Source organism: Promicromonospora sukumoe 327MFSha3.1, from assembly GCF_000385135.1.
Taxonomy (GTDB): domain Bacteria; phylum Actinomycetota; class Actinomycetes; order Actinomycetales; family Cellulomonadaceae; genus Promicromonospora; species Promicromonospora sukumoe_B.
Genome location: NZ_ARQM01000010.1, coordinates 237,355 through 262,747 on the forward strand (window position 1 = coordinate 237,355; position 25,393 = coordinate 262,747).

Sequence of the window (25,393 nt, forward strand, 5' to 3'; positions counted from 1 at the left end):
CGTGGCTGCGCATGACGCATGCCGACACCGTGATCGACGCCCACCTGATCCGGGACCTGCTCCGCGAACAGCACCCTGACCTGGCAGAGCTCCCGCTGGAGCTCGGCGCCCGCGGCTGGGACAACCAGCTCTGGCGCCTGGGTGACGAGCTCGCCGTCCGGCTGCCGTGGGCCACGGAGTCCGCGGACGAGCTGCTGCGCAAGGAGCACGCCTGGCTGCCCGCGCTGGCGCCGGGCCTGCCCCTGCCGGTCCCGGTGCCGCAGCGGCTCGGCGAGCCGGCCGAGCGGTTCCCGCGGCCCTGGCTCGTGACCACCTGGGTGCCGGGCGCGCCGGCCGACCGCTCCCCGGTCACGCGGGGCGAGGAGGCCGCGCGGACGCTGGCCGAGTTCCTGACGGCGCTGCACCGGCCCGCTCCCGAGGGGGCGCCGTCGGGCCGTGGCCGGGGCGGGGCGCTCGCCGAGCACACCCCGGGCTTCGCGCTGCAGCTCGCCGAGACCGTGGAGCGGGGCCTGGTCGCCGACCCGGAGGCGGTGCGCGCCGTCTGGGACGACGCCGCCGCGGCGCCCGAGTGGGCGGGCCCGTCGCTGTGGCTGCACGGTGACCTGCACCCGGCCAACGTGCTGACGGCGGACGGCACCCTGTGCGGCGTCATCGATTTCGGTGACCTGTTCGCCGGTGACCCGGCCGTCGACCTCGCCGCGGCCTGGCTGCTCCTGCCGGACGGCGGGGTCGACGCCTTCCACGCCGCCTACGGGCCCGCCGTGGACGACGCGACGCTCCGGCGCGCCCGCGGCTGGGCCGTGGCGAAGTCGCTGGTGGGGCTGCTCATCGGCGAGGCCGGCGAGCACGGCCGGCCGGGCGGCAAGAAGTCGTGGGGCCCGCCGGCACGGGCGTCGCTGGAGCGGCTGCTGGCGACGGCGTGATCCCGGGGCGCTGTCGCTGATCCCGGGTCGCCGTCGCTCGGCCTAAGCCGCCAGCTCGGCGAGGAGGCACTCCCGCAGCGCGACGAGCTGGTCGGCTGACTCGCCGGGGCCGACGCCGTCGGTGAAGACCGTGGCGGCGGCGACCTCGGCGGCCAGGGGGTCGGCCACCCAGGCGGCGATCCAGTCGCGCCCCTCGATGATCCAGTCCTTGCCCCGGGCGGCGACCGCGCGCTCGCGCAGCACGGTCACCGACCGCTCCGGGTCGGGGCTGGGCAGCAGGTGGATCACGTCAGGGACCGGCGCCAGCGCGCGGCGCACCTGCTCGGCGCACGCGGGGTCGGTGAAGCTGGTGTACCCGGCGCCGAGCGCGATCACGGCGTCCGGGTGCTCCGAGACGGCCCGCGCGACGGCGTGGGCGCGGGCCGGCTCCCACTCGCGCTCCGCGGCTGCCCAGCCGACGGCGTCGTCGCGCTCCAGCAGCCGGTCGAGGCTCCAGCCGACCTCGGCGCAGTAGGACCAGGCGATGTCGTCGATGTCGACGAACGCGTGACCGAGCCGCTCGGCGACGAGCGCGCCGAGCGTGGACTTCCCTGCCGCGAGCGGGCCAACCAGGATCATCGAGAGCCTCCGGCTACTGGGTGAAATATCCCAGTATCACCTATAGGTCGGGCTCGGCGTGATCCGACTCAGGCGGCTCCCGGCCGGCGGTGGTCGAGGTAGTTCTGCGTGGTGGTCAGGGTCGTCATGTCAGGCATCCGGTCGAGGTAGACCAGCCCGTCCAGGTGGTCGATCTCGTGCTGGAACACACGGGCGGCGTACCCGGTGACCTCGTCGGTGACCGTCTGCCCGGTCTCGTCGGTGTACCGCACCGTGATGCGCTCGGACCGCGGCACCAGGCCCATGTAGCCGGGCACGCTGAAGCAGCCCTCCCAGTCGAGCACCGTCTCGGCGGAGCGCTCGAGGATCGTGGGGTTCAGGATCTGGATCAGGCCGGTCTCGGGCCGGTCGGGGAACATCTCGGTCCTGCGGACCTCGATGATCGCGGCGCGGACCGAGATGCCGATCTGCGGCGCGGCGAGCCCGGCGCCGTGGAGGCTGCGGAGCAGGGTGGTCAGGGCGTCGAGGACGTCGCGCGCCTCAGTGGCCTCGATCTCCGCGGTGGGCGCCTTGAGGCGGGGGTCCCCGATGGTGACGAGATCGTCGTCGGTGAGATGCATGGTCAGGTCGCCTCCGAGATGTGGTCTGCCTGCACAGGCTAGGCGGCATCGAACGTGCCCGATGCCAGACTGTCGTCATGGCCGCGCCGGCGTTATTGCTCCCCTCACCGATCGAGGTGTTGGATGACGAACGCCTCGATGCCGCTGGCGTCCGTCTCCTGCTCAAGCGTGATGACCTGATCCATCCGGATCTGCCGGGCAACAAGTGGCGCAAGCTCAAGTACAACCTCAAGGCAGCTCGTGCGGCTGGTGCCCCGAGGCTGCTGACGTTTGGTGGTGCGTACTCCAATCACATTCGGGCGGTGGCGGCTGCAGGTGCTCTGTTCGGTTTCGAGACGATCGGCGTCATCCGGGGCGAGGCGTACGACCCGCTGAACACGTCGCTGCAGTTCGCCGTCGACCATGGAATGCAACTGACCTATCTGAATCGACAGACGTATCGAATGAAGGCCGATCCGGTGGTGATCGACCAACTTCATCGTGATCTCGGGGGTTTCTATCTGATTCCGGAGGGTGGCAGCAACGCTCTGGCCGTGCGCGGGTGCGCCGAGATGGTCGGCGAGATCGCCGAGCACTTCGACGTCATCTGCTGTGGTGTCGGCACTGGTGGCACCCTGGCTGGTATCGCGGCGGGGCTGAGTGCCGGGCAACGTGCGATCGGTTTCTCGTCACTCAAGAGCGGAGATTTCCTGGTCGACGATGTCGCGACTCTCCAGCGTGATGCGCTGGGTGATGCGACCAGCAACTGGCAGGTCGAAACCGGCTATCACTTCGGTGGATACGCCAAGACCAAGCCCGAGCTGACAGCGTTCGTCGATGACTTCGAGAGCCGCCACGGCTTGAGGCTCGACTGGGTCTACGTGGCCAAGATGATGTTCGGGATCTATGACCTTGTGGCTCAGGGCCGGTTTCCGGCAGGGACCCAGATCGTCGCGGTGATCACTGGGCCGGACTTCGACGATCAGATCTGCTCGTAGTAACCCCGCTGGGCGGACTTTCTGGTGGATCCCTCTTGCCAGGTGAGGGTCCACTCGCCGGCGTTCACGCTGAACCGGCGCCCGAATCCGAGCCACATCCCGTGCATGGTGCGTCCGCTGGGGTCGATCACCATCTGCAGCGCACCGTGATACGTGCCCGGCTTCGAGCTGCCCTCGCCTGGTGAGGTCCCGACGACGTGCACTTGCCGGACGCCCCCGCCCCCGCCAGGATCGCGGGCGGGTCGCGACACCAGGGGAGACACATGTCAGACGAACGCCGGGACTGGCTCGCCAAGCAGCTCGCCGCGGCCGCCGTCCGCCTTGGTGTGACGATCGACGGCGAGCCGGTGCGCGGGTCCTACGACCGCACACTCGCCGTCCGGACGTCGGGGCCCGCGTGGCTGCGGGTCACCGCGCAGGAGCCGCAGTGGGCTCGCGGCGAGTACTGGGACGGCATCGCGACGGCGACGGGCGCGCCGTTCGACGCCGTCCCGATGCCCCGGCACCTGCACTCCGCCGAGTGGGCCGACGGCGGCCAGGTCGTCCGGGCGGACCTGCTCACCCTCGTGGACGAGCCCGCCGTCGGCTCCAGCCTGGTGCTGGACCACCCGGTCGACCTGCCCGACACCTGGTGGGCCGCGCTCCGGGCGGGCCTCGACGCCCTGCGCGCCGCCACCGGCACCGAACGCCGGGTGCTCCGGCCCGAGGAGCTCACGGAGGCGATCCGCGCCCGGTTCGGCATCGAGATCGACGCCGGCCGCGTCGAGTGGGAGGTGGCCCACGGCGACCTGCACTTCGGCAACCTCACGGGCCCGCGCCTGACGATCCTCGACTGGGAGTACTGGGGCTGGGCGCCCGCCGGGTACGACGCCGCCGTCCTGGCCTGCTCCGCCGTCCTCCAGCCCGACATCGCCGCCCGCGTCCGCGCCGAGTTCGCCGACGTGCTCGGCACCTACTCGGGCGCGGTCGCCCAGCTCGCCGCGGCGGAGAAGTACCTGCGGCTGGTCGACATCGGCGCGCACCCGGAGGTCGCGGAGCCCGTGCGGCGGCTGGCCGACGTCGTCGTCCGCGAGCGGTTCGCCTGACCGAAGCCGAGGCTCACGCCCCGGGCTTCGCGACCTCCAGCAGCAGGTCGACGAGCCGCTCGGCGGCGTCCGGCACGCCGTTGCTCCGTGCGGCCCTGGCCATGCGGTCGCGCCGTCCGGCGTCGTCGAGCAGGCCGGCCAACGCCCCACGGAGGTCGGAGAAGCTGAGGTCGCCCTCCAGCGAGACCGCCGCGCCCAGGTCCTGGAGGCGGCGGGCGCCCAGCACCTGCTCGTTCCCGGCCGCCGACGCCAGCGGGATCAGCACGGCGGGCTTGCCCAGCGCCGTCAGCTCGGCGAGGGTCCCGGCCCCGCTCCGGGAGACGACGACGTCGGCCAGCGCCAGCACGTCCGGCAGCTCCGCCCCGACGAACCCGAGCACCCGGTAGCGCGGAGCCAGCTCGGGGCCGAGCTTCGCGGTGCGCTCGAACATCTCCTTGAGGTTGTTCGGGCCGCACTGGTGGATCACGTTGGCGCGCTGGAGCAGCCAGGGCAGCGTCTCGGCGACCAGGTCGTTGATCTGCACCGACCCCTGGGCACCGCCCGTGACGTACAGGACGGGCAGGTCGGGGTCGAACGAGTCGAGGCCGAGCGCGTCGACGGCCTTGATCGGCTCGCCGGTCAGCACCTCGGCGCGCACCGGGTTGCCGGTCACGACGGCCCGCTCGTGCACCGCCTCCGGCAGCAGCTCGATGGTCGACGGCGAGGACACCGCGACGCGCGTCGCCCGCTTGGCCAGCAGGCGGTTGGCCAGGCCGAGCCGGACGGTCTGCTCGTGCACCACGAGCGGACGCCGGAGCAGCCCCGCCGCGATGCCGACCGGCACGGCGACGTAGCCGCCGGTCGAGAGGATCACGTCGGGCTTGAACTCCGAGACGATCGACCGCGCCTGCGCGACGCCGAGCGGCACCCGCGCCATGTCCTTCATGTTGCTGGCCGACAGCATGCCCAGCGGGTTGCTCGACCGGCGCAGCTTGCCCGTGGCCACCGGCACGAACCGGATGCCCTCGGACGCCGTGACGCGGGCCTCCAGCCCGTCGGCCGTGCCCGCCCAGAGGACGCTCACCGCGGTGCCCTCCTCGGCCAGCCGCGCCTGGAGCGCGCGCAGCGTGGTGAGCGCCGGGTAGGTGTGGCCGCCGGTGCCGCCACCGGTGACGAGCAGGCGGAACTCGGACGGCTGTGAACTCACGAGACATCTCCCAGGACGGCGGCGGAAGGGGTGTGATGCCCACTCTAGGGGGTCTGCGGCGGTCGTCCGCTTCGCCAGTGAGGTACGGATAGTCCCAGGTCAGCGTGTCGGGGTGGGGTCCGCAGGATGCGGCCGGGGAGGGCCTGGCGCAGACCTACGGAAACGGGCGTTCGAGTAAAGAAATGTGCCGACATGAATGCTGGAAATGTGTTCTATTTCTACTTCTGCATTTGTCTTGACGGCTCTCCGTAATTGCTGGCAGGATCTCGGCCACCCATCGATCTGGGTGCCAAATGGTCACGAGACGAACGTTGAAAATCGGTCGGCCCTGGCTCGGAATTGCGACAGAGAGTAGAAGGTTATGGCCGGCGTGATCGCCACGGGCGTCTACGTGAGGGTGACCGGGATGTCGAGCATGGAGCGCGGCTCCGAGGGCATCGTGAAGACCGTCCGGCAGGGCTGGGCTGGTAAGGAGGCCGTGGTGGTGGCTCCCGGCCCGCTGCGGTCCCGAGAGTTCACCGTCCCGCTGGTCGACCTCTCGATGAAGTGAGCCGCGGCGCCCGTGCGGAGGGTGCGGCGACGTCAATTCCGGACGACGCCAGGCGCGTTGTCCGGGGCATCGGAGAAGATGCTTTTGCCTGCTGTTCGAATGGGCTGTAGAACGGCGCATTCTTGCAGTTCAGGAGCCCTTTTCGCGGCGGTGTCCGGCCGCTGTTCGCCCCCCTGAGGTCGGCAGTTTGCAGCGCGAAGTCGGCACTCTGCATCGAGGTCGGTCCAGGCCTGTGCCGACCTCGATGCAGAGTGCCGACCGACCCACGAGCACGCCCGCCCCTCTGCGCGATCGTCGGCGTCGTCTGGACCTCACCTTGCCCCCAGCCTTCGGCTGACCTCCTGGGCTGCCTTGGTCGCCTGCTCCGCGAGCCCGGCGCGGGCGGCGTCGTCGTACGACTCGGAGCGGAACGTGATCGCCAGGCCCGCGACCGGTCGTCCCGTGTGGTCGACGACGGCGGCGGCCACCGACGCGAAGCCCGCCGTCACCTCGCCGTCCTCCACCGCGAAGCCACGCTCGCGCGACAGCCGGAGCACGTCGCGGAGCTCGCGCAGGGTGCTCGGTCCCGAGCCGGTCAGGTCCGTGAACGAACCCGGCGTCGGGTACAGGGCCCGCACCTGCGCCGGCGGCAGCAGCGCGAGCACGGCCCGCCCGCTCGCGGTGAGGTGGCTCGGGAGGTGGACGTCGACGTCGGTCACCAGGGGCGGGCGCCCCGCCGCCCGCTGCTCCACCAGATACAACACCTCGCGGCCGTTGAGCACCGCGAGGTGCCCGTTCTCGCCGGCGGCCTCCACCAGGCGCGCGACGACGGGCGCGGCCAGCCTCGTGAGCGGCGCCTGCCGCGTGTACGCGCTGCCCAGGCCGAGGGCCGCGACGCCCAGGCCGTAGCGGCGCTCGTCGGGGAAGTGCCGCACGAAGCCCTCGTCGCCCAGCACCGAAAGCAGGTGGTAGACGCTGGAGCGGGGCACCCCGATGCCGTGCGCGATCGCGCCCGCGGGCACCGGCCCGGGCTGCGCCGCGAGGAACGAGAGCAGCCGCGCGGTGTGGCGCGCGGCGGGAACGGCGCTGCTGGTGCCCACGGGGTGACCTCCTGCTGGGGCTGATGCTGAGTTGGCTGGTCGGCAGTTCCGGGTGGTCGGCAGAACGTCAGGTAGTCGGCAACCCGGGTTACCGACTACCTGACGTTCTGCCGACCACCCCGAACTACCGACCACACGCACTCCACGACCCGCACCCCCGATCTCGCTCGGGGCAGATGTCTCGTATCCCAGACTCTATCGCCGGTTCCGGCCGCGCCACGGAGGCCCTGGCGGGGTTCTATGAGCGCATGAGCACCCTGCACGACGCGGCGACGACGCCCGCCACCGGCGCGGCCGGCACCGAGCTGCCCCAGGACCAGCAGCGCCAGGACCCGCACCAGGACGCGCAGAACAGCGACCTGCCCGGGCACGTCGTCCTCGATGGCACACCGCTCACGGTGGAGCAGGTCGTCGCCGTCGCCCGCCACGGCGTGTCCGTCGAGATCCACGAGACAGCGCTGGCCCGCATGGAGCGGACCCGCGCCGTCATCGAGGACCTCGCGCACGACACCGTGCCCCACTACGGCGTCTCCACCGGCTTCGGCGCGCTCGCCCGCCGGCACATCCCCACCGAGATGCGGGCCCAGCTCCAGCTCAGCCTCGTGCGCTCGCACGCCGCGGGCTCGGGCGCGCACGTCGAGACCGAGGTGGTGCGAGCGCTGCAGCTCCTGCGCCTCGCGACCCTGGTGACCGGACACACGGGCGCCCGTCCGGTCACGGCGCAGACCTACGCCGCGATGCTCAACGCGGGCATCACGCCCGTCGTGCACGAGTACGGGTCGCTCGGCTGCTCCGGCGACCTCGCGCCGCTCGCCCACGTTGCGCTCGCCGCCATGGGGGAGGGGCAGGTGCGGGTCGGGGCCTCGACGGGCTCGGGGGTCTCGACAGGCTCGACCAGCGGGGTCGGCTCGGGGGTCTCGACAGGCTCGACCAGCGAGGGAAGCTCGACCAGCGAGAGCGTCGTCGACGCCGCCCAGGCGCTCGCCGACGCCGGGATCGAGCCCCTCGTCCTCGCCGAGAAGGAGGGCCTGGCCCTCATCAACGGCACCGACGGCATGCTCGGCATGCTCTGCCTCGCGATCCACGACCTGCGCCGCCTGCTCACCACGGCCGACGTCGCCGCCGCCCTGTCCGTCGAGGCCCTCCTCGGCTCGGACGCACCGTTCGCCGAGGACCTGGTGGGCATGCGACCGCACCCGGGCCAGGCGGCGTCGGCGGCGAACCTGCGCCGCCTGCTGGCGGGCTCGCCCCTGATGGCGAGCCACCGCGAGCTGGACGACGCCGGAAACCCCGCGTGCACCCGCGTGCAGGACGCCTACTCGCTGCGCTGCGCGCCGCAGGTGCACGGCGCCGTCCGCGACACGCTGGACCACGCCGCCACGGTCGCGGGCCGGGAGTTGGCCTCGGCGATCGACAACCCCGTCGTCACGACGGACGGGCGCGTCGAGTCGAACGGCAACTTCCACGGGGCGCCCGTCGCCTACGTGCTCGACTTCCTCGCCATCGCGGCCGCCGACCTGGCCAGCATGAGCGAGCGGCGCACCGACCGGTTCCTCGACGTGGCGCGCTCCGAGGGGCTGCCCGCCTTCCTGGCGGCCGACCCCGGCGTCGACTCCGGGCACATGATCGCCCAGTACACGGCCGCCGGGATCGTCTCGGAGCTCAAGCGCCTGGCCGCTCCCGCGAGCGTGGACTCGATCCCGAGCTCCGCCATGCAGGAGGACCACGTGTCGATGGGCTGGTCCGGCGCCCGCAAGCTGCGCCGCTCGGTGGACGGGCTCGGCCGCGTGCTCGCGATCGAGGTGCTGACGGCGACGCGCGCGCTCGACCTGCGGGAAGAGGCCCCGGCCGCGGGAACGGGCGCGGTGCACGACGCCGTCCGCGCCGTCGTGCCCGGTCCCGGACCCGACCGGTACCTGGCGCCGGAGATCGAGCACGTCGTAGGGCTCGTGACCGGCGGGCAGGTCGCGGCGGCCGCCGCGGACGCCGTCGGACAGCTCCACTGAACCCGCCCGCACCCGCCCGAACCTGCCGACCTGAGTCGAAGGAGACCGAAGTGAACCAGCCGTACGACCGGGGGACCCCCGTCGCCGTCCGCGCCCCGCGCGGCACCACCCTGACCGCCCGGAGCTGGCAGACCGAGGCGCCGCTGCGCATGCTCATGAACAACCTCGACCCCGAGGTGGCCGAGCGGCCCGACGACCTGGTGGTCTACGGCGGCACCGGCCGGGCGGCGCGCGATTGGCCGAGCTACCACGCGATCGTCCGCTCGCTCACCGACCTGCGCGAGGACGAGACGCTGATGGTGCAGTCGGGCCGCCCGGTGGGCGTGCTGCGGACGCACGAGTGGGCGCCGCGCGTGCTGATCGCCAACTCCAACCTCGTGGGCGACTGGGCGAGCTGGCCCGAGTTCCGGCGCCTGGAGCAGCTCGGGCTGACGATGTACGGGCAGATGACGGCCGGTTCCTGGATCTACATCGGTACCCAGGGGATCCTGCAGGGCACGTACGAGACGTTCGCGGCCGTGGCCGCGAAGAAGTTCTCCGGCACGCTGGCCGGCACGCTCACCCTGACCGGCGGCTGCGGCGGCATGGGCGGCGCCCAGCCCCTGGCCGTCACGCTGAACGGGGGCGTGTGCCTCGTGGTGGACGTCGACCCGGCGCGCCTGCACCGGCGCGTCGAGACGCGCTACCTCGACGTCGTCGCGTCCTCGCTCGATGAGGGGGTCGAGCTGGCGCTCGCCGCGAAGAAGGACCGGCGCGCGCTGTCGGTGGGCGTGGTCGGCAACTCGGCCGACGTCGTGCCGGAGCTGCTGCGCCGCGGCGTCGAGGTGGACGTCGTCACGGACCAGACCTCGGCGCATGACCCGCTCTCCTACCTGCCGTCCGGGGTGGCGCTGGAGGACTGGGCCTCGGAGGCGGAGAAGGACCCCGAGGGGTTCACCGAGCGGGCGCGCGAGTCGATGGCCCGGCACGTCGAGGGCATGGTCGGCTTCCAGGACGCGGGCGCCGAGGTGTTCGACTACGGCAACTCGATCCGCGACGAGGCCCGCCAGGGCGGGTACGGGCGGGCGTTCGACTTCCCGGGGTTCGTGCCCGCGTACATCCGGCCGCTGTTCGCCGAGGGCAAGGGGCCGTTCCGGTGGGCGGCGCTCTCCGGGGACCCGAAGGACATCGCGGTGACCGACCGGGCCGTGCTCGACCTGTTCCCCGACAACGACCACCTGGGCCGCTGGATCCGCGCCGCCCAGGACCGGGTCGCGTTCCAGGGGCTGCCGGCCCGCATCTGCTGGCTCGGGCACGGGGAGCGCGACGTCGCCGGGCTGCGGTTCAACGAGCTCGTCGCGTCGGGGGAGATCTCCGCGCCGCTCGCGATCGGCCGCGACCACCTCGACTCGGGCTCCGTGGCGTCCCCGTACCGGGAGACCGAGTCGATGGCCGACGGCTCCGACGCGATCGCGGACTGGCCGCTGCTCAACGCCCTGATGAACACCGCGTCGGGCGCGACGTGGGTGTCGCTGCACCACGGCGGCGGCGTCGGCATGGGGCGGTCGATCCACGCCGGGCAGGTGTCCGTCGCGGACGGGACGCCGCTCGCGGCCGAGAAGCTCGCCCGGGTGCTCGCCAACGACCCCGCGACGGGCGTGCTGCGGCACGTCGACGCCGGGTACGACGACGCCGCCGCTGCGGCGGAGCGCGGCGGGCTGCGCGTGCCGATGCGGGAGGGGGCGTGACGGGCTCGTCCGGCGTCGGCGCCCTGCTCGACGCGATCGCCGACGTCGGACGGGCGGCGTCCGGCGGGTACGAGCGGTTCGCCTGGACCGCGCACGACCTGACCCTGCGCGAGTGGTTCGCCGCCGAGGCGGCCGCGCGCGGGCTCGACGTCGTGCTGGACCGCGCGGGGAACCAGTGGGCGTGGTGGGGCGACCCGGACGCCGACGGGCCCGGCGTCGTCACGGGCAGTCACCTCGACTCGGTGCCGGGCGGCGGCGCCTTCGACGGCCCGCTGGGTGTGGCGGGCGCGTTCGCGGCGCTGGACGCGCTGCGGGCGTCCGGCGTCGTGCCCGTGCGGCCGCTCGGGATCGTGAACTTCTCCGACGAGGAGGGGGCGCGGTTCGGGCTGGCGTGCCTCGGGTCGCGGGCCGTGACCGGGACGGTTCCGGCCGACCGGCTGCTCGCGCTGCGGGACGGGGCCGGGGACAGGTTGGCGGAGGTGCTGGGGGCTGCGGTCCGGGGCGTGCCGCTCGAGCACTATGGCCGGGACCCCGAGACGCTGGCGCGGATCGGCGTCTTCGTCGAGCTCCACGTGGAACAGGGCCGGTACCTCGCCGACCTGCCCGAACATGAGGCCGCCCCCGTCGCGGTCGGCGCGGTGATCTGGCCGCACGGCCGCTGGCGGGTCGATCTCGCGGGCGAGGCCAACCACGCCGGCACCACGCCGCTGGCCCACCGGCACGATCCGATGCTCGACCTCGCGCGCCTCATCACCGACGTCCGCGCCGCCGCCGAGCACGCCGGGGCGCTCGCGACCCTGGCGAAGGTGCAGGTCGAGCCCAACGGCGTCAACGCGATCCCGTCGCGCGTCCGGGCGTGGATCGACGCCCGCGCCGAAACGGAACACGCCGTCCGTTCCGTGATCGGCGCGCCGGCGAGCGAGGGTCGGTCGGGTGGCGCGGCGTCGAACGTAGGGGTTGTCGCTGCATCAGGGCTCAGAGACCGAGCAGGCCTACGTTCGACGGCGCACGTTGCCGGCGGGCCGAGCGATGGTTCGGCGAACGTAGAGGTAGTCGGCGCATCAGGGCTCATGGACCGAGCAGGCCTACGTTCGACGGCGGAGCTGGCCGGCGGCCTGAGCGGCAGTCTGGCCGGCGTGCCAGGCGTCGGGCTCGCCCGGTGGCAGCCCGTCGAGGAGTCGTGGACCCCCGCGACCGTCTTCGACCCGGCCCTCGCGGCCCGGCTCGCCGACGTCGTCGGGCGGCCCGGCTCCGGCCTGCCCGCGCCCGTGATCGGCACGGGCGCCGGGCACGACGCCGGCATCCTCGCCGCGGCCGGAATCCCCACGGCGATGCTGTTCGTGCGCAACCCGACCGGCGTCTCCCACTCGCCGGCCGAGCACGCCGAACCGGCCGACTGCGACGCCGGAGTCCACGCCCTGACCGCCGTCCTCGCCGACCTGCTGACGGCCCCGGACCTGGAGCGGTCCCCGGCGGGCCCGGAGCCTGTCCCAACGGCAGCGACGCCGACCTCGGCAGCCCCGACCCCGCTCCCCCCGACCCCGACTCCGCTCCCGACAGCCCCGGCGTCGGCCCCGGCCGGTCCGTCCCGGGACTCGACCCGCCACGATCACCTTTGAGGCCTAAGTTTCTTCGCTTTGGGCCACGCCAAAGCGAAGAAACTTAGGCCTCAAAGGTGATCAGCGACGGGACACCGAGCACGAGAGGAGAAGCATGAGCGACTACTGGTGCGAGCGAGCCTGGCTGCCCGGACCCGGCGAACCAGGCTCACCCGGCGAACCCCGCGGCCACATCGCCGAGTCCGTCCGGGTCGAGACCGAGGCCGGCCGGATCGTCGCCGTCGAGCACGGCGTCCCGGCCGCCGACGGCGACGTGCGCCTCCGCGGTGTCGTCCTCCCCGGCCTAGCCGACGCGCACTCGCACGCCTTCCACCGCGCGCTGCGCGGCCGCACCCACGCCGACGGTGGATCGTTCTGGACCTGGCGCCAGGGCATGTACGCCCTGGCAGCGGCCCTGACGCCCGACCTCTACGAGCGGCTGGCCCGCGCCGTCTACGCGGAGCTCGCGCTCGGCGGGACCACCGCCGTCGGCGAGTTCCACTACGTGCACCACCGGCCTGACGGCACCCCGTACCCCGCGGCGCAGGGCGGCCCGAACGCCATGGCCGAGGCCCTCCGCTCCGCCGCCCGCGACGCCGGAGTGCACCTCACGCTGCTCGACACCTGCTACCTGCACGGCGGCCTCGGCCCCGACGGGCACCAGCCGCTCGCTCACGAGCAGGCCCGGTTCGGCGACGGCACGGCCGAGGCGTGGGCCCGGCGCGTCGACGCGCTCCGCACCGCCTGGGCCGACGACGACCGCGTGCTCGTCGGCGCCGCCGCCCACTCGGTGCGCGCCGTCGCGCCGGACGAGCTCGCCGCCGTCGCCCGCTGGGCCCAGGACGCGAGGGCGCCCCTGCACGTCCACCTGTCCGAGCAGCCCGGGGAGAACCAGGGGGCGCTCGCGGCCTTCGGCGTCACCCCGACGCGCCTGCTGCACGACGCCGGGGCGCTCGGCCCCGGCACGACCGCCGTGCACGCGGTACACCTGACCGACGACGACGTCGCGCTGCTCGGCACCTCGGGTACGGGCGTCTGCCTCTGCCCGACGACGGAGCGCGACCTCGCCGACGGCATCGCCCCCGGGCTCCGGCTGGCGCGCGCGGGGAGCCCGCTGTCGGTCGGCACGGACCAGCACGTGACCGCCGACGTGCTCGCCGAGGCCCGCGGGGTCGAGGAGCACGAGCGGCTCGCCACCGGCGGGCGCGGTGCGTTCGACCCGGCGGCCCTGGTCGACGTCGCGACGTCGGCCGGGCACGCCGCGCTCGGCCGGCCTGGCGCCGGGCGCATCGCCGCGGGCGCGCCCGCGGACCTCGTCGCCGTGCGGACCGACACGGTGCGCACCGCCGGGAGCGACCCCGCACAGCTCGTGCTGGTCGCGGGCGCGGCGGACGCGTCCGACGTCGTCGCGGGCGGCGAGCTCGTGGTGCGCGACGGCGTGCACCGGGCCGGCGACGTCGCGCGGATGCTCGCCGAGGCGATCGACGAGATCTGGGCCGCCGCCGAGCGGGACACCGAGCGGGACCTGACGCACGACATCACCAGGGGGAGCGACGCATGAGCGTGCTGCTGACGAACATCGGCGAGCTGGTCACCAACGACCCGGACCACGGCGGGACGGGGCCGGGCGGCGCCTCGGGCGGCGCCTCGGCCGGGATATCGTCCGGCGGCAGCGGGATCGCGCCCGACGGCCTCGGCCTCGTGCCGGACGCCGCCGTCGTCGTAGAGAACGGGCGCATCGCCTGGACGGGGCCGGCGACGTCGGCCCCCGCGGCGGACGACGTCGTCGACCTCGCGGGGCGCTGCGTGCTCCCGGGCTTCGTGGACTCGCACTCGCACACGGTGTTCGCGGGCGACCGTTCGGCCGAGTTCGCGGCGCGCATGACCGGCGAGCCGTACACCGGCGGCGGCATCGCGACGACGGTCGCCGCGACCCGTGCCGCGAGCGAGGACGCCCTCCGGGCGCGCGGCACCGCGCTGGTGCGCGAGATGCTCGCGCAGGGCACCACGACCGTCGAGATCAAGAGCGGCTACGGCCAGGACGTCGCGACCGAGGCCCGCACGCTGCGGATCGCACGGGAGCTCACCCCGGAGACGACGTACCTCGGCGCGCACACCGTCCCGGCCGAGTACGCCGACGACCGCGCCGGGTACGTCGGCCTCGTGACCGGGCCGATGCTCGCCGCCTGCGCCCCGCACGCCCGCTGGATCGACGTGTTCTGCGAGCCCGCCGCGCCCACGGCCTTCGACGAGGACGAGGCCCGCGCCGTCCTGCGCGCCGGACTCCGCGCCGGGCTGGGCGCGCGCGTGCACGGCAACCAGCTCTCGGCGGGCCCGGGGGTGCGGCTCGCCGTCGAGGTCGGGGCGGCGAGCGTGGACCACTGCACCCACCTGACCGACGCCGACGTCGACGCGCTGGCCGCCTCGTGGAGCGGGGCCGGGTCCGGCGACGTCATGCCCGGGGACGTCCGGTCCGCCGACGTCGGCTCTGGTGCGCGGCTCGGCACCGTCGCGACCCTGCTGCCCGCGGTCGAGTTCTCCACGCGGTCGCCGTACCCCGACGCGCGCCGCCTGCTGGCCGCGGGCGTGCCCGTCGCGCTCGCCACGGACTGCAACCCGGGCTCCGGCTACTCGTCGTCGATGCCGTTCGTGGTCGCGCTCGCGGTGCGCGAGATGCGGATGAGCCCGGCCCAGGCCCTCTGGTCGGCGACGGCGGGCGGCGCACTGGCGCTCCGCCGGGACGACGTCGGACACCTGGGCGTCGGCGCCCGCGCCGACCTGACCGTGCTCGACGCCCCGAGCCACACCTACCTGGCCTACCGCCCGGGCGTCCCGCTGGTCCACGAGGTCTGGCGAAACGGCACCCGCGCCGTCTGACACGACCTCGCGAGAGCGCCGGCCGGCGAACGTAGGCTTGCTCGGCCCAAGAGCCCTCTTGGACCGACCAACCCTACGTTCGGCGCCGAGCGCTCTGACCGCGCGAGAGTGGTCTCCTTTGAGGCCCAGGTTTCTTCGGTTTCGGGTGACCCAAAGCGAAGAAACCTAGGCCTCGAAGGAGATGCCTCCCGCGGAGTCCACTTGTCGTCGGCCACGAACGACCCACGCAGTCGAACGTAGGGTTGCTCGGCTCAAGACGGCTCTTGAGCCGAGCAACCCTACGTTCGACGGTGGCCGGTTCAGCGCCGAAGCCAGCCCTGATGCCTACTGTTCCGTGATGCCCAGGTCCGGTCCTGCCACGAAGCTTGCCCGCCCCGCGGACGCCCCGTGGAGCTCCAGGAGCACCAGCTCGTTGCCCGTCTCGCGCACCAGCGGGCCCGGCACGTACAGCGTGTGCGTGGGCCCGAGGCTCCAGTAGCGCCCCAGCAGCTCGCCGTTGACCCAGGCCAGGCCCTTGGTCCAGCCGTCGAGCCGCAGGAAGTGGTCGGCCCCGCCCGCGGAGTCGAACGTGCCGCGGAACAGCCCGGCGCCGACCGGCCCCGGCACCGCGCCGTCCGGCACCGGGGGCAGCGCGCGGCCCGGCGCGTCGAGCGCCGCGCGCAGCAGCTCCGGCGCGTCCTCGACGCGCAGTGCCGCAGCCTCCCAGTCGTCGATCGTGCGCACCGCGGTGCGCGCCGGCCCGATCAGGCCCTTGGGCTCGCCGATCCGCTTGCCGTAGTTGACCCGGCCCTGGTCCTCCACCAGGAGCGTGAGGTCACCCGCGCGGGCCGGCAGCGCGACGGCGAAGGTGTGCGAGCCGCGGTCGAGCACGCCGACCTGCTCGTCGTCGACCAGCACGACGGCGCGGTCGCGCACCTCGCTCAGGGTCAGCACCAGGTCGTCGGGGCGGATCCGCGTGCGGTAGACGGCGAAGCCGGACCACAGCCGCAGGTCGTCGGTGGTCGGCGTCGACGTGAAGACCTGCAGATCCTCGCGCAGCAGGCTCGGCAGCGCGTGGGCCAGCGGCACCTGCGCGGTCAGGCCGACCTCCAGCACCGGCGCCCCAGAACCAGCCCCAGAACCAGTCTCAGAACCAGAGGACCCCACGTCGAGCTCCGCCACCGGCAGGTGCCGCGCGATCACCTCACGCATCGCGTGGTACTTGGCGGTCGGCGTGCCGTCCTCGGCCAGCGGCGCGTCGTAGTCGTACGACGTCGCGATGGGCCGGTAGATGCCCTTGTCGTTGGCGCCGCTGGTCAGCCCGAAGTTGGTGCCGCCGTGGAACATGTACAGGTTCACGGACCCGCCGGCCGCGAGCAGGTCGTCCAGGTCGGCGGCGTTCGCCTCGGCGGGCGCGATGTGGTGCTCCAGGCCCCACGAGTCGAACCAGCCGTTCCAGAACTCCATGCACATGAGCGGTCCCGTGGCCTGGTGCCGCCGCAGGATCTCCAGCCGCTCCGTGCTGCGCGAGCCGAACGTCGCCGTCTTGTGCAGCTCGGGCAGGCCGCCGCGGGCCAGCATCTCGTCGTCGGCCTGGTCGCAGGTGAACAGGGGCACGTCGATGCCCTGCTCGCGGGTCAGGTCGACGAGCGCCCGCAGGTACTGCTGCCGCTCCGGCAGCGGGTCGTCGCCGTAGGCGCCGTACTCGTTCTCCACCTGGACCATGAGCACCGGCCCCCCGCGCGTCACCTGGCGCTCGGCCACGAGCGGCAGCAGGTTCGCGAAGTACGTGCCGATCGCCGCGAGGAACCGCGGCTCGTGCCGGCGCACGCCCACCTCGGGGTCGGCGAACAGCCAGCCGGGCAGCCCGCCACCGTCCCACTCGGCGCAGATGTACGGCCCCGGTCGCACGATCGCGTACAGGCCCTCGGCGGCCACCAGGTCGAGGAACCGCGCGAGGTCGCGCCGCCCGGTCAGGTCGAACACGTCCGGGTCCGGCGCGTGGAAGTTCCACGGCACGTACGTCTCGATGGTGTTCAGGCCCATGAGCCGGGCCTTGCGGATCCGGTCGGCCCACTGGTCGGGGTGCACGCGGAAGTAGTGCAGCGCGCCGCTGACGACCTGCATCGGGCGGCCGTCGAGCTCGAAGTCCTCGGGGCCGATGTCGAACGTGGGCATGTGTGCGTCCTCAGGGGGTGCGGTCTGCGGGTACTGGGGGTGGGGCAAGAGGACGACGGCGGGGGAAGGCCCCCCGCCGTCGTCCCTGGTCGATCAGCCGCGGCTCACTCGCCGACGGTGAAGCCCTGCTCGTTGCCGTACTTCACGATCGAGTCCTGCCAGGCGGCGAGGCCGTCCGACAGCGAGGTCGAGCCCGTGTAGGCCTGGCCGACGGTGTCGGGGAACACGCTGTTGGCGTAGACCTGGTACGGCAGGTACTGCCAGCCGGGGACCACACCGGTGGCCGACGCCGAGAGCACCTCGTTGATCTTCTGGCCGCCGAAGTACTCCGACTCCTCGGCGAGGAACTTCTCGTCCTCGAGGTCGGCGAGCGTCGCCGGGAAGTTGCCGCCCTCGAGACGCGTGGCGACGCCGTCGCCGGCGTTCGCGTACTCCAGGAAGCCGTAGGCCAGGGCCTTCTTGGTGCTGGCCTCGGTCACCGACAGGGCGGAGCCGCCGTTCTCGGCGGTCTCGTTCGAGCCCTCGGTCCACTGCGGCATGGGGGCCACGCGCCAGTCGCCCGACGCCGGGGCGGCGCCCGACTCGAGGTTCGCGGGCATCCAGGCGCCGGTCACCAGGGCGGCGATCTCACCGCTGCCCAGGCCCTGGAACCACTCGTCCGACCAGGCGGGGACGTCGGCGACGAGGTCGTCGTCCAGGAGCTGCTGCCACATGTCGGCGAACTTGGCCGAGCCCTCGTCGGCGAGGTTCACGGTCACGTCGGTGCCGCTCACCTCGAACGGGTGGCCGCCGGCCTGCCAGATCATCGACGTCGCGAACCCGGCGTCGCCGTTGTCCGCGGTGATGTACGTGTTCTTGTCGAACGCGTGGATCTTCTCGGCGGCGGTGACGAACTCGTCCCAGGTGGCGGGCACCTCGACGCCGGCGTCCTCGAACGTCTTGGCGTTGTAGAACAGCGCCATCGGGCCGGAGTCCATGGGCAGGCCGTACACGGCGTCGCCGTCGGTCACGGCGCCCCACGGGCCGGGGGAGTAGGTGCCGTCGAGCTCGCTCGCGCCCAGCGGCGCGAGGTCGGCGAGCGACCCGCCGATGGAGAACTGCGGCAGGGCGTAGTACTCCATCTGCGCGACGTCGGGCACGCCCGAGCCGGCGCTGATGGCGTTCTGCAGCGCCACGTAGTGGTCGTTGCCGGTACCGACGTTCGCCAGCTCGACGTTCACGTTCGGGTACTCGGCCTCGAAGTCCTCGACGACCTTGTCCAGCGTGGGCTCCCAGGCCCAGACCAGCAGGTCGCCGCCCTCCTCGAGCGCGGCCGAGATGTCCTCGGGGGACACCGTCTCCGCGGCGTCGCCGCCGTCGGACCCGGACCCGCACGCGGTCAGGGCGAGCGCCAGGGCGCCGGCCGCGGCGAACGCGCCGACAGCGCGGTGGTGGCGGATGGTCATGGTGGTTCCTCTCACTTCATCGTCAAGCGGATCTGTCTGGGGGGAAGTCTTCGGGCGGCAGGCCCGGCCGCGTCACTCCTTGACGCTGCCGGCGGCCAGACCCGACTGCCAGTAGCGCTGGAGCAGCAGGAAGGCCACGATCAGCGGCAGGATCGTCAGGAGCGAGCCGGCGATCACGAGGTTGAAGATGGCCTCGCCGCCCGCGGTGGTGGCCTGGGCGTTCCACGCGTTCAGGCCCAGCGTCAGCGGGTACCAGGAGGGGTCGCGCAGCATGATCAGCGGCAGGAAGTAGTTGTTCCACGTGGCGACCACGGTGAACAGCAGCACCGTCACGATGCCGGGCGCCATCATCGGCAGGCACACCTGGAAGAACGTGCGGGCCTCGCTCGCGCCGTCGAGGCGGGCGGCCTCCATGATCTCGTCCGGCACCGCGTCGGCCGCGAACGTCCACATGAGGTAGAGCCCGAACGGCGAGATGAGCGACGGGATGATGACCGACCAGGGCGTGTTCGTCAGGCCCATGTTCGCGAACATGAGGAACGTGGGCACGGCCAGCGCGGTACCCGGCACGGCCACGGCGCCGATGACGACGGCGAACACGGCGCGCTTGCCCGGGAAGTCGAACTTGGCCAGGCCGTAGCCGCCGAGCAGCGCCAGCAGGGTGGCCCCGCCCGCGCCGAGCACGACGTACATCAGCGTGTTGAGGAACCAGCGGCCGAAGACGCCGCCGTCGTAGGTCAGGACGCCGACGATGTTGTCCCACAGCGCGAAGTCGCCGCTGAACCACAGGCCGAACGAGCTGAACAGGTCGGGCTGCGTCTTGGTCGCGTTGATCAGCAGCCAGACGAGCGGGATCAGCGCGTAGATGCCGATCAGGGCCGTCAGGACCGTGAGCAGGATGCTGCGCGTGGGCCGGGCGTGCGAGCTGCGGCGGTTCCGCAGCCGGGGCGGGGCCTTCTTGGGGCGCACGGTGGGCGCGGTCATCAGGACGTTGCTCATGGCTCAGGCCTCCTTGCGCATGCCGCGCAGCTGCACCACGTAGGCCACGATCATCGTGAGCACGCCCATGACGATCGCCACCGTGGCCGAGTAGTTGTACTGCTGGCCCGAGAAGGACAGCGAGTAGGCGTACAGGTTCGGCGTGTAGTGGGTCGAGATGTAGTTGGGGGACAGCGGCTGCAGGATGCTGGGCTCGTTGAAGAGCTGGAACGAGCCGATGATCGAGAAGATGGTCGCCACGACGAGCGCGCCACGGATCGCGGGCAGCTTGATCGCCGTGATCACCCGCCACGGGCCGGCGCCGTCGATCTCCGCCGCCTCGTACAGCGAGGTGGGCACCACGCGCAGCGCGGAGTAGAAGATCAGCATGTTGTAGCCGACGAACTCCCAGGTCACGATGTTGCCGATCGCGGGGAGCACCAGGGCCGACGACAGCGGGTCCGGGATGCTGGTGCCGAACAGGTCGTTGAAGTTGCCGACCAGGCCGAACCGTTCGCCGTACATGAAGCCCCACATCAGCGCGGCCACGACGCCGGGCACCGCGTAGGGCAGGAAGATCGCGAGGCGGAAGAAGTCGCGCCCGTACAGGCGGCCGCTGTCGATCGCGAGGGCGACCAGCAGCGAGATGCCGAGCATCACCGGCACCTGCACCAGCAGGAACAGGGCCACGCGGCCGGTGCCGTCCCAGAACTGCGGGTCCGCGAGCACGCGGGCGTAGTTGTCGAGGCCGACGAACGTCGTACCGCCCACGAGCTGCGTCTGGAAGAGGCTCAGCCAGAGGGAGTAGGCGATCGGCGCGAGGAACACGAGGGCGAAGACAGCCATGAACGGGCCGACGAAGCCCCATCCGGTCCAGCGGGTGCGGAGCCGCATCCGTCCCGCGGTCTTGGGCACGGCCGGAGGCGATGCGAGCGTGGTCAAGTGGGGTCGCTCCTTCACGAGTGGGGTCAGCATGGTCGTCGTGTTGACGTCAACATGGTGACGCGGACTAGGGTGCTCGTGAGTCACCGAGGTGTCAAGCGGACCCCGGGACGAGACGCATCACGAGGAGGTGGGTGTCGTGGAGGGCAGAGGTCCGTCCCTGGTCGACGTCGCCGTGCTGGCGGGGGTCTCCACGCAGACCGTGTCCCGCGTGTCGATGGGCCTGGACAACGTGCGGCCGGCGACGCGGGACCGGGTCCTGGCTGCGATGGCGCAGCTCGGCTACGCGCCGAACACGGCGGCGCGTGCGCTGCGCTACGGGAGCTTCCGGACCATCGGCATGATCGCCCACGGGCTGGCGCGCACCGGTGAGTCGCGCACCATCGAGGCCGTCACCGAGGCCGCGCGTGACGAGGGTTACACCGTCACGCTGATCGACGTCGAGAACCCGTCGTCCGACGTCGTCTCGGCCGCGGCGACCCGGCTGTCCCACCAGGCCATCGACGGGCTGGTGATCGTCCGGGCCGAGACCGTCACGCCCGACACGCTCGCGCTGCCCTCCCGGCTGCCCGTGGTGGTCTCCGACTCGCGGTTCGTGGGGCACCACCCCGCGGTCGGCGCCGACCAGGTCGACGGCGCCCGCCGCGCCACCCAGCACCTCCTGGACCTGGGGCACCGCACGGTGCACCACGTGCGGGGCCCGGCCGGGTCGGCGCCCGCGCAGCTCCGCGAGGAGTCGTGGCGCGCCACGCTCCAGGCGGCCGGCCGTCCCGTGCCCGACGTCGTGCCGGGCGACTGGACGGCGGCCTCCGGATACGACGCCGGACGCCGGATGGCGCAGGACCCCGAGGTCACGGCCGTGTTCTGCGCCAACGACGAGATGGCCGCCGGCGTGCTCCGCGCCCTGCACGAGGCCGGCCGCGCGGTGCCCGGCGACGTGTCCGTGGTCGGGTTCGACGACATCCTGCTGGCCGAGTACCTCTGGCCGCCGCTGACCACCGTGGTGCAGGACTTCGGCGAGATCGGCCGCCGCCTGGTGGCCCGCCTGCTCGCCGAGGTGCGGGCGGGTGGCTCCGGGGCCGACACCGGCAGCAGCGCCGCCACCCGCATCGGCCCGGACGTCGACGACGAGGCCCTGCACGAGGTGGTGCCGGTGGAGCTCAAGGTGCGCCAGAGCACGGCCCCGCCGCGCGGGTGAACTCGCCGGTGGGCCGGGTGAACTCTCCGGCGCGGCGGGTGAACGTGGACGTGACCCTGCGCACGTCCGGGTGGTGACCGCCGGGACCGGCTCGCGCGGGCCGCGCCGAGGGGCCGCAGGCGCCTGGCCTGGGCGACCGGTCCAGGTTGACGCGGTACGGTCGCTCCTGGGCCGGCGCGACCCTCCCGGGATCGTCACCGGCCGCGCCTGCTGGACACAATTGCGGTACCGAACATTCACCCCGAGACCCGTAGGATCGGCTCGATGGCGCAATCAGAGGGCAGGGGTGTTACCCGAGTGGAGTCACAAACGACAGAGGCTCTGCTCGACCCGGCGACCCGTCCGACCTGGCGCAGCTCCGTGGTCGCGGCCGTCATCGCCCTGCTGGTCTTCGGCGTCTGCATCTGGCAGGTCGTGGTCCGCGGCCCCTTCATCGCCTGGGACTGGCAGTTCCACTACTACGTGGACTCCCACCACCCCGTGGGCTGGGAGAAGGCCTTCCTCGACATCGTCGCGAGCGTCACGGGCGAGCGCATGTTCACCATCCCGATGGTGGGCGGCACCGCCCTGTACGTGGCCCGCAAGCAGGGTGGCCCCGGCTCCCTCTGGAACCTGCTCACGCGCCGTCCGGTGCTCGCCGTGCTGGCGGGCCTCGCGACCATCGCGCTGATCGGCTACAGCACCAAGTTCGGCCTGGGCCGCACCGGCCCGCACCACAACATGGACGTGCTGCACGCCGGCGGCCAGGCCTTCCCGTCCGGTCATGCCGCCAACACGTTCTTCACCGGCTTCTTCATCCTGTGCCTGCTGTTCACCCAGAACGGGCTGTGGCCGAGCGTGTCCAGGCTGCGCAAGATGATCCCCGTGGTCGCGGTGATCGTGATGATCGCGGGCGCCCTCATGTCCTGGCTGGACTACCACTGGCTCAGCGACATCCCCGGCGGCTGGCTGCTCGGGTTCATCGCCTGCATGGTGGCGCTCTCGGTGCTGCGCGCGCCGATCCGCGAACGAGAACCCGCGCCCTCGCAGGCTCCCGCTTCCCCGCCCTCGGAGTAGGTGCGCGGCTCAGCCGCGCGCGAGGGCCGCGCCGACCAGCTCCGCCACGACGTCGTGGACGGCGGCCCGGTCCGCCGGTACCAAGCCGATGCGGGTGCGGCGGTCCAGCACGTCGTCCGCGTCGAGCGCGCCCTCGTGCGTCACGGCCCACTCGACCTCCGCGCGTGTGACGTCCAGGTGCTCCGTGCCCGCGATCCCGTGCCCGACGGCGGCGGTGGCGCCCGGCAGGGTCGCCGTGGCCAGCACCCGGGTGGCCTCGGCGCCGTAGCGGGCGACGAGGGAGGGGGGCGGGGTCTCGACGAGCTCGACCTGCGGATGGGGCTCGACCTGCGGGTGCGCTCCGACCAGCGGGAGGTCCGCCGTCCAGCACGGTCCAGCGGTGAGGCCGGCGTGCTTGACGGCCAGGTCGACGGCGTCCTCGGCCATGGCCCGGTAGGTCGTCAGCTTGCCGCCCAGCACGTTCACCGCGCCCGTGGCGGGCGATACCTCCACGAGGTGCCGGCGTGAGACGTCGGACGAGGTGCCCCCGCCGTCGCCGGGGCCGGCCAGGTCGATCAGGGGACGCAGCCCCGCGAAGGCGCCCACGACGTCGTCGGGCAGCAGGGGGCGGTCCAGCACGCGGGAGACCGTGGCGAGCAGGAAGTCGATCTCGGCGCGCGTGGGCTCGGGCACGTCGGGCACGGGGCCGGGCGCCTCCTCGTCGGTGAGGCCGATGATCACCCGGCCGAGCTGGGCGGGCAGCGCGAACACGAACCGTGAGGCGGACCCGGGCACCGGCACCATGAGGGCGCCCGCCGGGTCGCCCAGCCGGGCGGCGGGGACGACGACGTGGGTGCCCCGGCTCGGGCGCAGCCGCACCGACGGGTCCACCGTGCCGGCCCACACGCCGGTCGCGTTCACGACGACGCGGGCGCGGACGGTCAGGCCCGCGCCGGTCAGGGTGTCCTGGAGCGTGGTGCCGTCGGCGCGCAGGTCCGTGGCCCGGACGCGGGTCAGGATCCTCGCCCCGCGCCCCGCGGCGGTGCGGGCCAGGGCGACGACGAGCCGCGCGTCGTCGACGAGCTGGCCGTCGTGCGCCACCCACGCCCCGTGCAGGTGCTCGCGGGCGACCGCGGGCACGAGCCGCGCGGCCTCGCCGGGGCGGGCCAGGCGCGGCGCGGGCAGCACGTCGGACGACGTCCCGGCGTCGCGCCGCAGCAGGTCGCCCAGCCCGAACCCGATGCCCGCCGTGATGCCCTGCCGGGGCGCGACGCCGCTGGTGAGCGGCAGCACCTGGGGCAGGGCGCGGACCAGGTGCGGCGCGGTGCGGGTCATGAGCACGTGCCGTTCGCGCGCGCTCTCCCGGGCCACGCCGACGTCGCCCGTGGCCAGGTAGCGCAGGCCGCCGTGCGCCAGCTTGGAGCTCCACCGGGAGGTGCCCCACGCCAGGTCGTGGGCCTCCACGAGGGCCACGGACAGGCCGCGCGCCGCGGCGTCCAGCGCGACGCCCGCGCCGGTCACCCCGCCCCCGACCACGAGCAGGTCCACCGGCTCGGACGCGAGCTCGTCGAGCTCGCGCGCGCGGCGCCGGGCGGTGAGGGCGGTGCGGTGCATCGGTCCTGCTTCCGGGTCTGGGTCGGTTCGGGTCGGTGCGGGTCGGACGGCGGACAGCGGCCGGCCGGCCGCCGGGTCAGGGGCGGAGGTAGCCGTCGAGGGTGCGGGCGAGCTCGGCCCGCAGGGCGGCGTCGTCGATCACGGTGGTCACGGTGCGGTGGGACAGCACCACCGACTGGGACACCAGCAGCACCATGACCGCCATGTCCGTGGGGGACCCGGACCGGACCGTGCCGCCCGGCTGCGCCGCTGCGATCCCGGCGGCGAGCCACTCCAGGATCACGCGCTGCGAGCGGCCGATCCGCTCGAAGGCGTACCGGGTGAACACCTCGGGCTCCTCGGTCAGCAGGTGCCCGAAGACCGGGTCGGCCCGCAGCAGCTCGCCGAACCGGACCACCTTGTCGACGATCGTGGCCCGGTCGGCGGCCTGCGGCCCGACGGCGGTGATCGCGACCTGGGCACGGTGCATCAGCAGGGCGCGCAGCACGTCGTCGGCGGACTCCCAGCGGCGGTAGACCGTGGGCCGCGAGACGCCGGCGGCCCGGGCCAGCTCCGTGACGGACAGGCCGCGCGTGCCGCGGGTCGCCACCAGCCGGGACGCGGCCTCCAGGAGGCGCGCCTCGGTGCGGTCGGGGGCGCCGTCGGGGGTGGCGCCGAGCGGGTCGGGGGCGGGCGAGACTGCATCCGGGCCTGCATTACGAATTGTCATCTTGTGTAACACTGTAACGCGACGCCGCGTCGAGGCCAACGCCGGCCCCGGCCCGATCCGACCCGACCCGACGACCCGACCCGGAGGACG

The 25,393-nt window shown here is 73.3% G+C and carries 21 protein-coding genes; 11 read left to right on the forward strand and 10 right to left on the reverse strand.

The window, feature by feature from the left end; genetic code table 11:
* Nucleotides 1-11 precede the first annotated feature (11 nt).
* Nucleotides 12-923 carry an aminoglycoside phosphotransferase family protein gene (locus H291_RS0104735; protein ID WP_020013830.1) on the forward strand — a complete coding sequence of 304 codons (912 nt, stop codon included), beginning with the start codon at nt 12-14 and terminating at the stop codon, nt 921-923.
* A 42-nt stretch (nt 924-965) separates the two neighbouring features.
* On the opposite strand, the gene H291_RS28690 is transcribed toward H291_RS0104735, so the two are convergent.
* Together H291_RS28690 and def are read right to left on the reverse strand one after the other, a co-directional pair.
* Nucleotides 966-1,541, reverse strand: a complete 576-nt coding sequence (locus H291_RS28690) for a shikimate kinase (protein ID WP_020013831.1) — start codon at nt 1,539-1,541, stop codon at nt 966-968.
* A gap of 68 nt (nt 1,542-1,609) precedes the next feature.
* The gene (def, locus tag H291_RS0104745; RefSeq protein ID WP_020013832.1) at nt 1,610-2,140 is read right to left on the reverse strand and encodes a peptide deformylase; all 531 of its coding nucleotides are present in this window, start codon (nt 2,138-2,140) and stop codon (nt 1,610-1,612) included.
* A 77-nt stretch (nt 2,141-2,217) separates the two neighbouring features.
* Here def and H291_RS0104750 point away from each other — a divergent pair, with 77 nt between their 5' ends.
* Complete coding sequence (locus H291_RS0104750; protein WP_026365402.1) at nt 2,218-3,117, forward strand: 1-aminocyclopropane-1-carboxylate deaminase/D-cysteine desulfhydrase; 900 nt, start codon at nt 2,218-2,220, stop codon at nt 3,115-3,117.
* Nucleotides 3,118-3,380: 263 nt separating this feature from the next.
* The gene (locus tag H291_RS0104760) at nt 3,381-4,202 is read left to right on the forward strand and encodes a phosphotransferase (protein WP_020013835.1); all 822 of its coding nucleotides are present in this window, start codon (nt 3,381-3,383) and stop codon (nt 4,200-4,202) included.
* Nucleotides 4,203-4,215: 13 nt separating this feature from the next.
* Here H291_RS0104760 and H291_RS0104765 read toward each other — a convergent pair whose 3' ends face one another.
* Nucleotides 4,216-5,388 (reverse strand): UDP-N-acetylglucosamine--N-acetylmuramyl-(pentapeptide) pyrophosphoryl-undecaprenol N-acetylglucosamine transferase, encoded by a 1,173-nt coding sequence (locus tag H291_RS0104765; RefSeq protein ID WP_020013836.1) that lies wholly within the window; start codon nt 5,386-5,388, stop codon nt 4,216-4,218.
* Between the two features lie 361 nt (nt 5,389-5,749).
* Here H291_RS0104765 and H291_RS0104770 point away from each other — a divergent pair, with 361 nt between their 5' ends.
* A complete protein-coding gene (locus H291_RS0104770) occupies nt 5,750-5,938 on the forward strand; it encodes a hypothetical protein (RefSeq protein ID WP_020013837.1) in 189 nt (62 codons plus the stop codon).
* 311 nt (nt 5,939-6,249) lie between these two features.
* Here the strand turns inward: H291_RS0104770 and H291_RS0104775 are convergent, their stop codons facing one another.
* On the reverse strand, nt 6,250-7,017 hold the full coding sequence (locus tag H291_RS0104775) for an IclR family transcriptional regulator (RefSeq protein WP_020013838.1): 768 nt from the start codon (nt 7,015-7,017) through the stop codon (nt 6,250-6,252).
* A 248-nt stretch (nt 7,018-7,265) separates the two neighbouring features.
* On the opposite strand from H291_RS0104775, the gene hutH reads away from it, so the two are divergent.
* The 5 genes from hutH (at nt 7,266) to H291_RS0104800 (ending at nt 15,225) form a co-directional block, all read left to right on the forward strand.
* Nucleotides 7,266-9,023, forward strand: coding sequence for a histidine ammonia-lyase (hutH, locus tag H291_RS0104780; RefSeq protein WP_020013839.1), 1,758 nt, complete (start codon nt 7,266-7,268; stop codon nt 9,021-9,023).
* A 50-nt stretch (nt 9,024-9,073) separates the two neighbouring features.
* Complete coding sequence (locus H291_RS0104785) at nt 9,074-10,750, forward strand: urocanate hydratase (protein WP_020013840.1); 1,677 nt, start codon at nt 9,074-9,076, stop codon at nt 10,748-10,750.
* On the forward strand, nt 10,747-12,369 hold the full coding sequence (locus tag H291_RS28695) for an allantoate amidohydrolase (RefSeq protein WP_020013841.1): 1,623 nt from the start codon (nt 10,747-10,749) through the stop codon (nt 12,367-12,369). The genes H291_RS0104785 and H291_RS28695 overlap by 4 nt, the downstream gene beginning before the upstream one ends.
* Before the next feature lie 94 nt (nt 12,370-12,463).
* Nucleotides 12,464-13,909, forward strand: a complete 1,446-nt coding sequence (locus H291_RS0104795) for a formimidoylglutamate deiminase (RefSeq protein WP_020013842.1) — start codon at nt 12,464-12,466, stop codon at nt 13,907-13,909.
* Nucleotides 13,906-15,225: an amidohydrolase family protein gene (locus H291_RS0104800; RefSeq protein ID WP_020013843.1), complete on the forward strand. Its 1,320-nt coding sequence runs from the start codon at nt 13,906-13,908 to the stop codon at nt 15,223-15,225. The genes H291_RS0104795 and H291_RS0104800 overlap by 4 nt, the downstream gene beginning before the upstream one ends.
* Before the next feature lie 324 nt (nt 15,226-15,549).
* On the opposite strand, the gene H291_RS0104805 is transcribed toward H291_RS0104800, so the two are convergent.
* From H291_RS0104805 to H291_RS0104820, 4 genes are all read right to left on the reverse strand, one after another.
* The gene (locus H291_RS0104805; RefSeq protein ID WP_020013844.1) at nt 15,550-17,382 is read right to left on the reverse strand and encodes a glycoside hydrolase family 35 protein; all 1,833 of its coding nucleotides are present in this window, start codon (nt 17,380-17,382) and stop codon (nt 15,550-15,552) included.
* A gap of 104 nt (nt 17,383-17,486) precedes the next feature.
* Entirely contained in the window at nt 17,487-18,827 is a 1,341-nt protein-coding gene (locus tag H291_RS0104810) for an ABC transporter substrate-binding protein (protein WP_020013845.1), read from the reverse strand.
* A 72-nt stretch (nt 18,828-18,899) separates the two neighbouring features.
* Nucleotides 18,900-19,826 (reverse strand): carbohydrate ABC transporter permease, encoded by a 927-nt coding sequence (locus H291_RS0104815; protein ID WP_020013846.1) that lies wholly within the window; start codon nt 19,824-19,826, stop codon nt 18,900-18,902.
* A gap of 3 nt (nt 19,827-19,829) precedes the next feature.
* Nucleotides 19,830-20,699: a carbohydrate ABC transporter permease gene (locus tag H291_RS0104820; protein WP_121384582.1), complete on the reverse strand. Its 870-nt coding sequence runs from the start codon at nt 20,697-20,699 to the stop codon at nt 19,830-19,832.
* Between the two features lie 178 nt (nt 20,700-20,877).
* On the opposite strand from H291_RS0104820, the gene H291_RS0104825 reads away from it, so the two are divergent.
* Nucleotides 20,878-21,945: a LacI family DNA-binding transcriptional regulator gene (locus H291_RS0104825; RefSeq protein WP_020013848.1), complete on the forward strand. Its 1,068-nt coding sequence runs from the start codon at nt 20,878-20,880 to the stop codon at nt 21,943-21,945.
* 297 nt (nt 21,946-22,242) lie between these two features.
* Nucleotides 22,243-23,001 (forward strand): phosphatase PAP2 family protein, encoded by a 759-nt coding sequence (locus tag H291_RS0104835; protein ID WP_198012402.1) that lies wholly within the window; start codon nt 22,243-22,245, stop codon nt 22,999-23,001.
* 9 nt (nt 23,002-23,010) lie between these two features.
* Here H291_RS0104835 and H291_RS0104840 read toward each other — a convergent pair whose 3' ends face one another.
* Nucleotides 23,011-24,594, reverse strand: a complete 1,584-nt coding sequence (locus tag H291_RS0104840) for a glycerol-3-phosphate dehydrogenase/oxidase (RefSeq protein WP_020013850.1) — start codon at nt 24,592-24,594, stop codon at nt 23,011-23,013.
* 76 nt (nt 24,595-24,670) lie between these two features.
* Nucleotides 24,671-25,303: a TetR/AcrR family transcriptional regulator gene (locus H291_RS0104845; RefSeq protein ID WP_084467740.1), complete on the reverse strand. Its 633-nt coding sequence runs from the start codon at nt 25,301-25,303 to the stop codon at nt 24,671-24,673.
* Between the last annotated feature and the right edge of the window lie 90 nt (nt 25,304-25,393).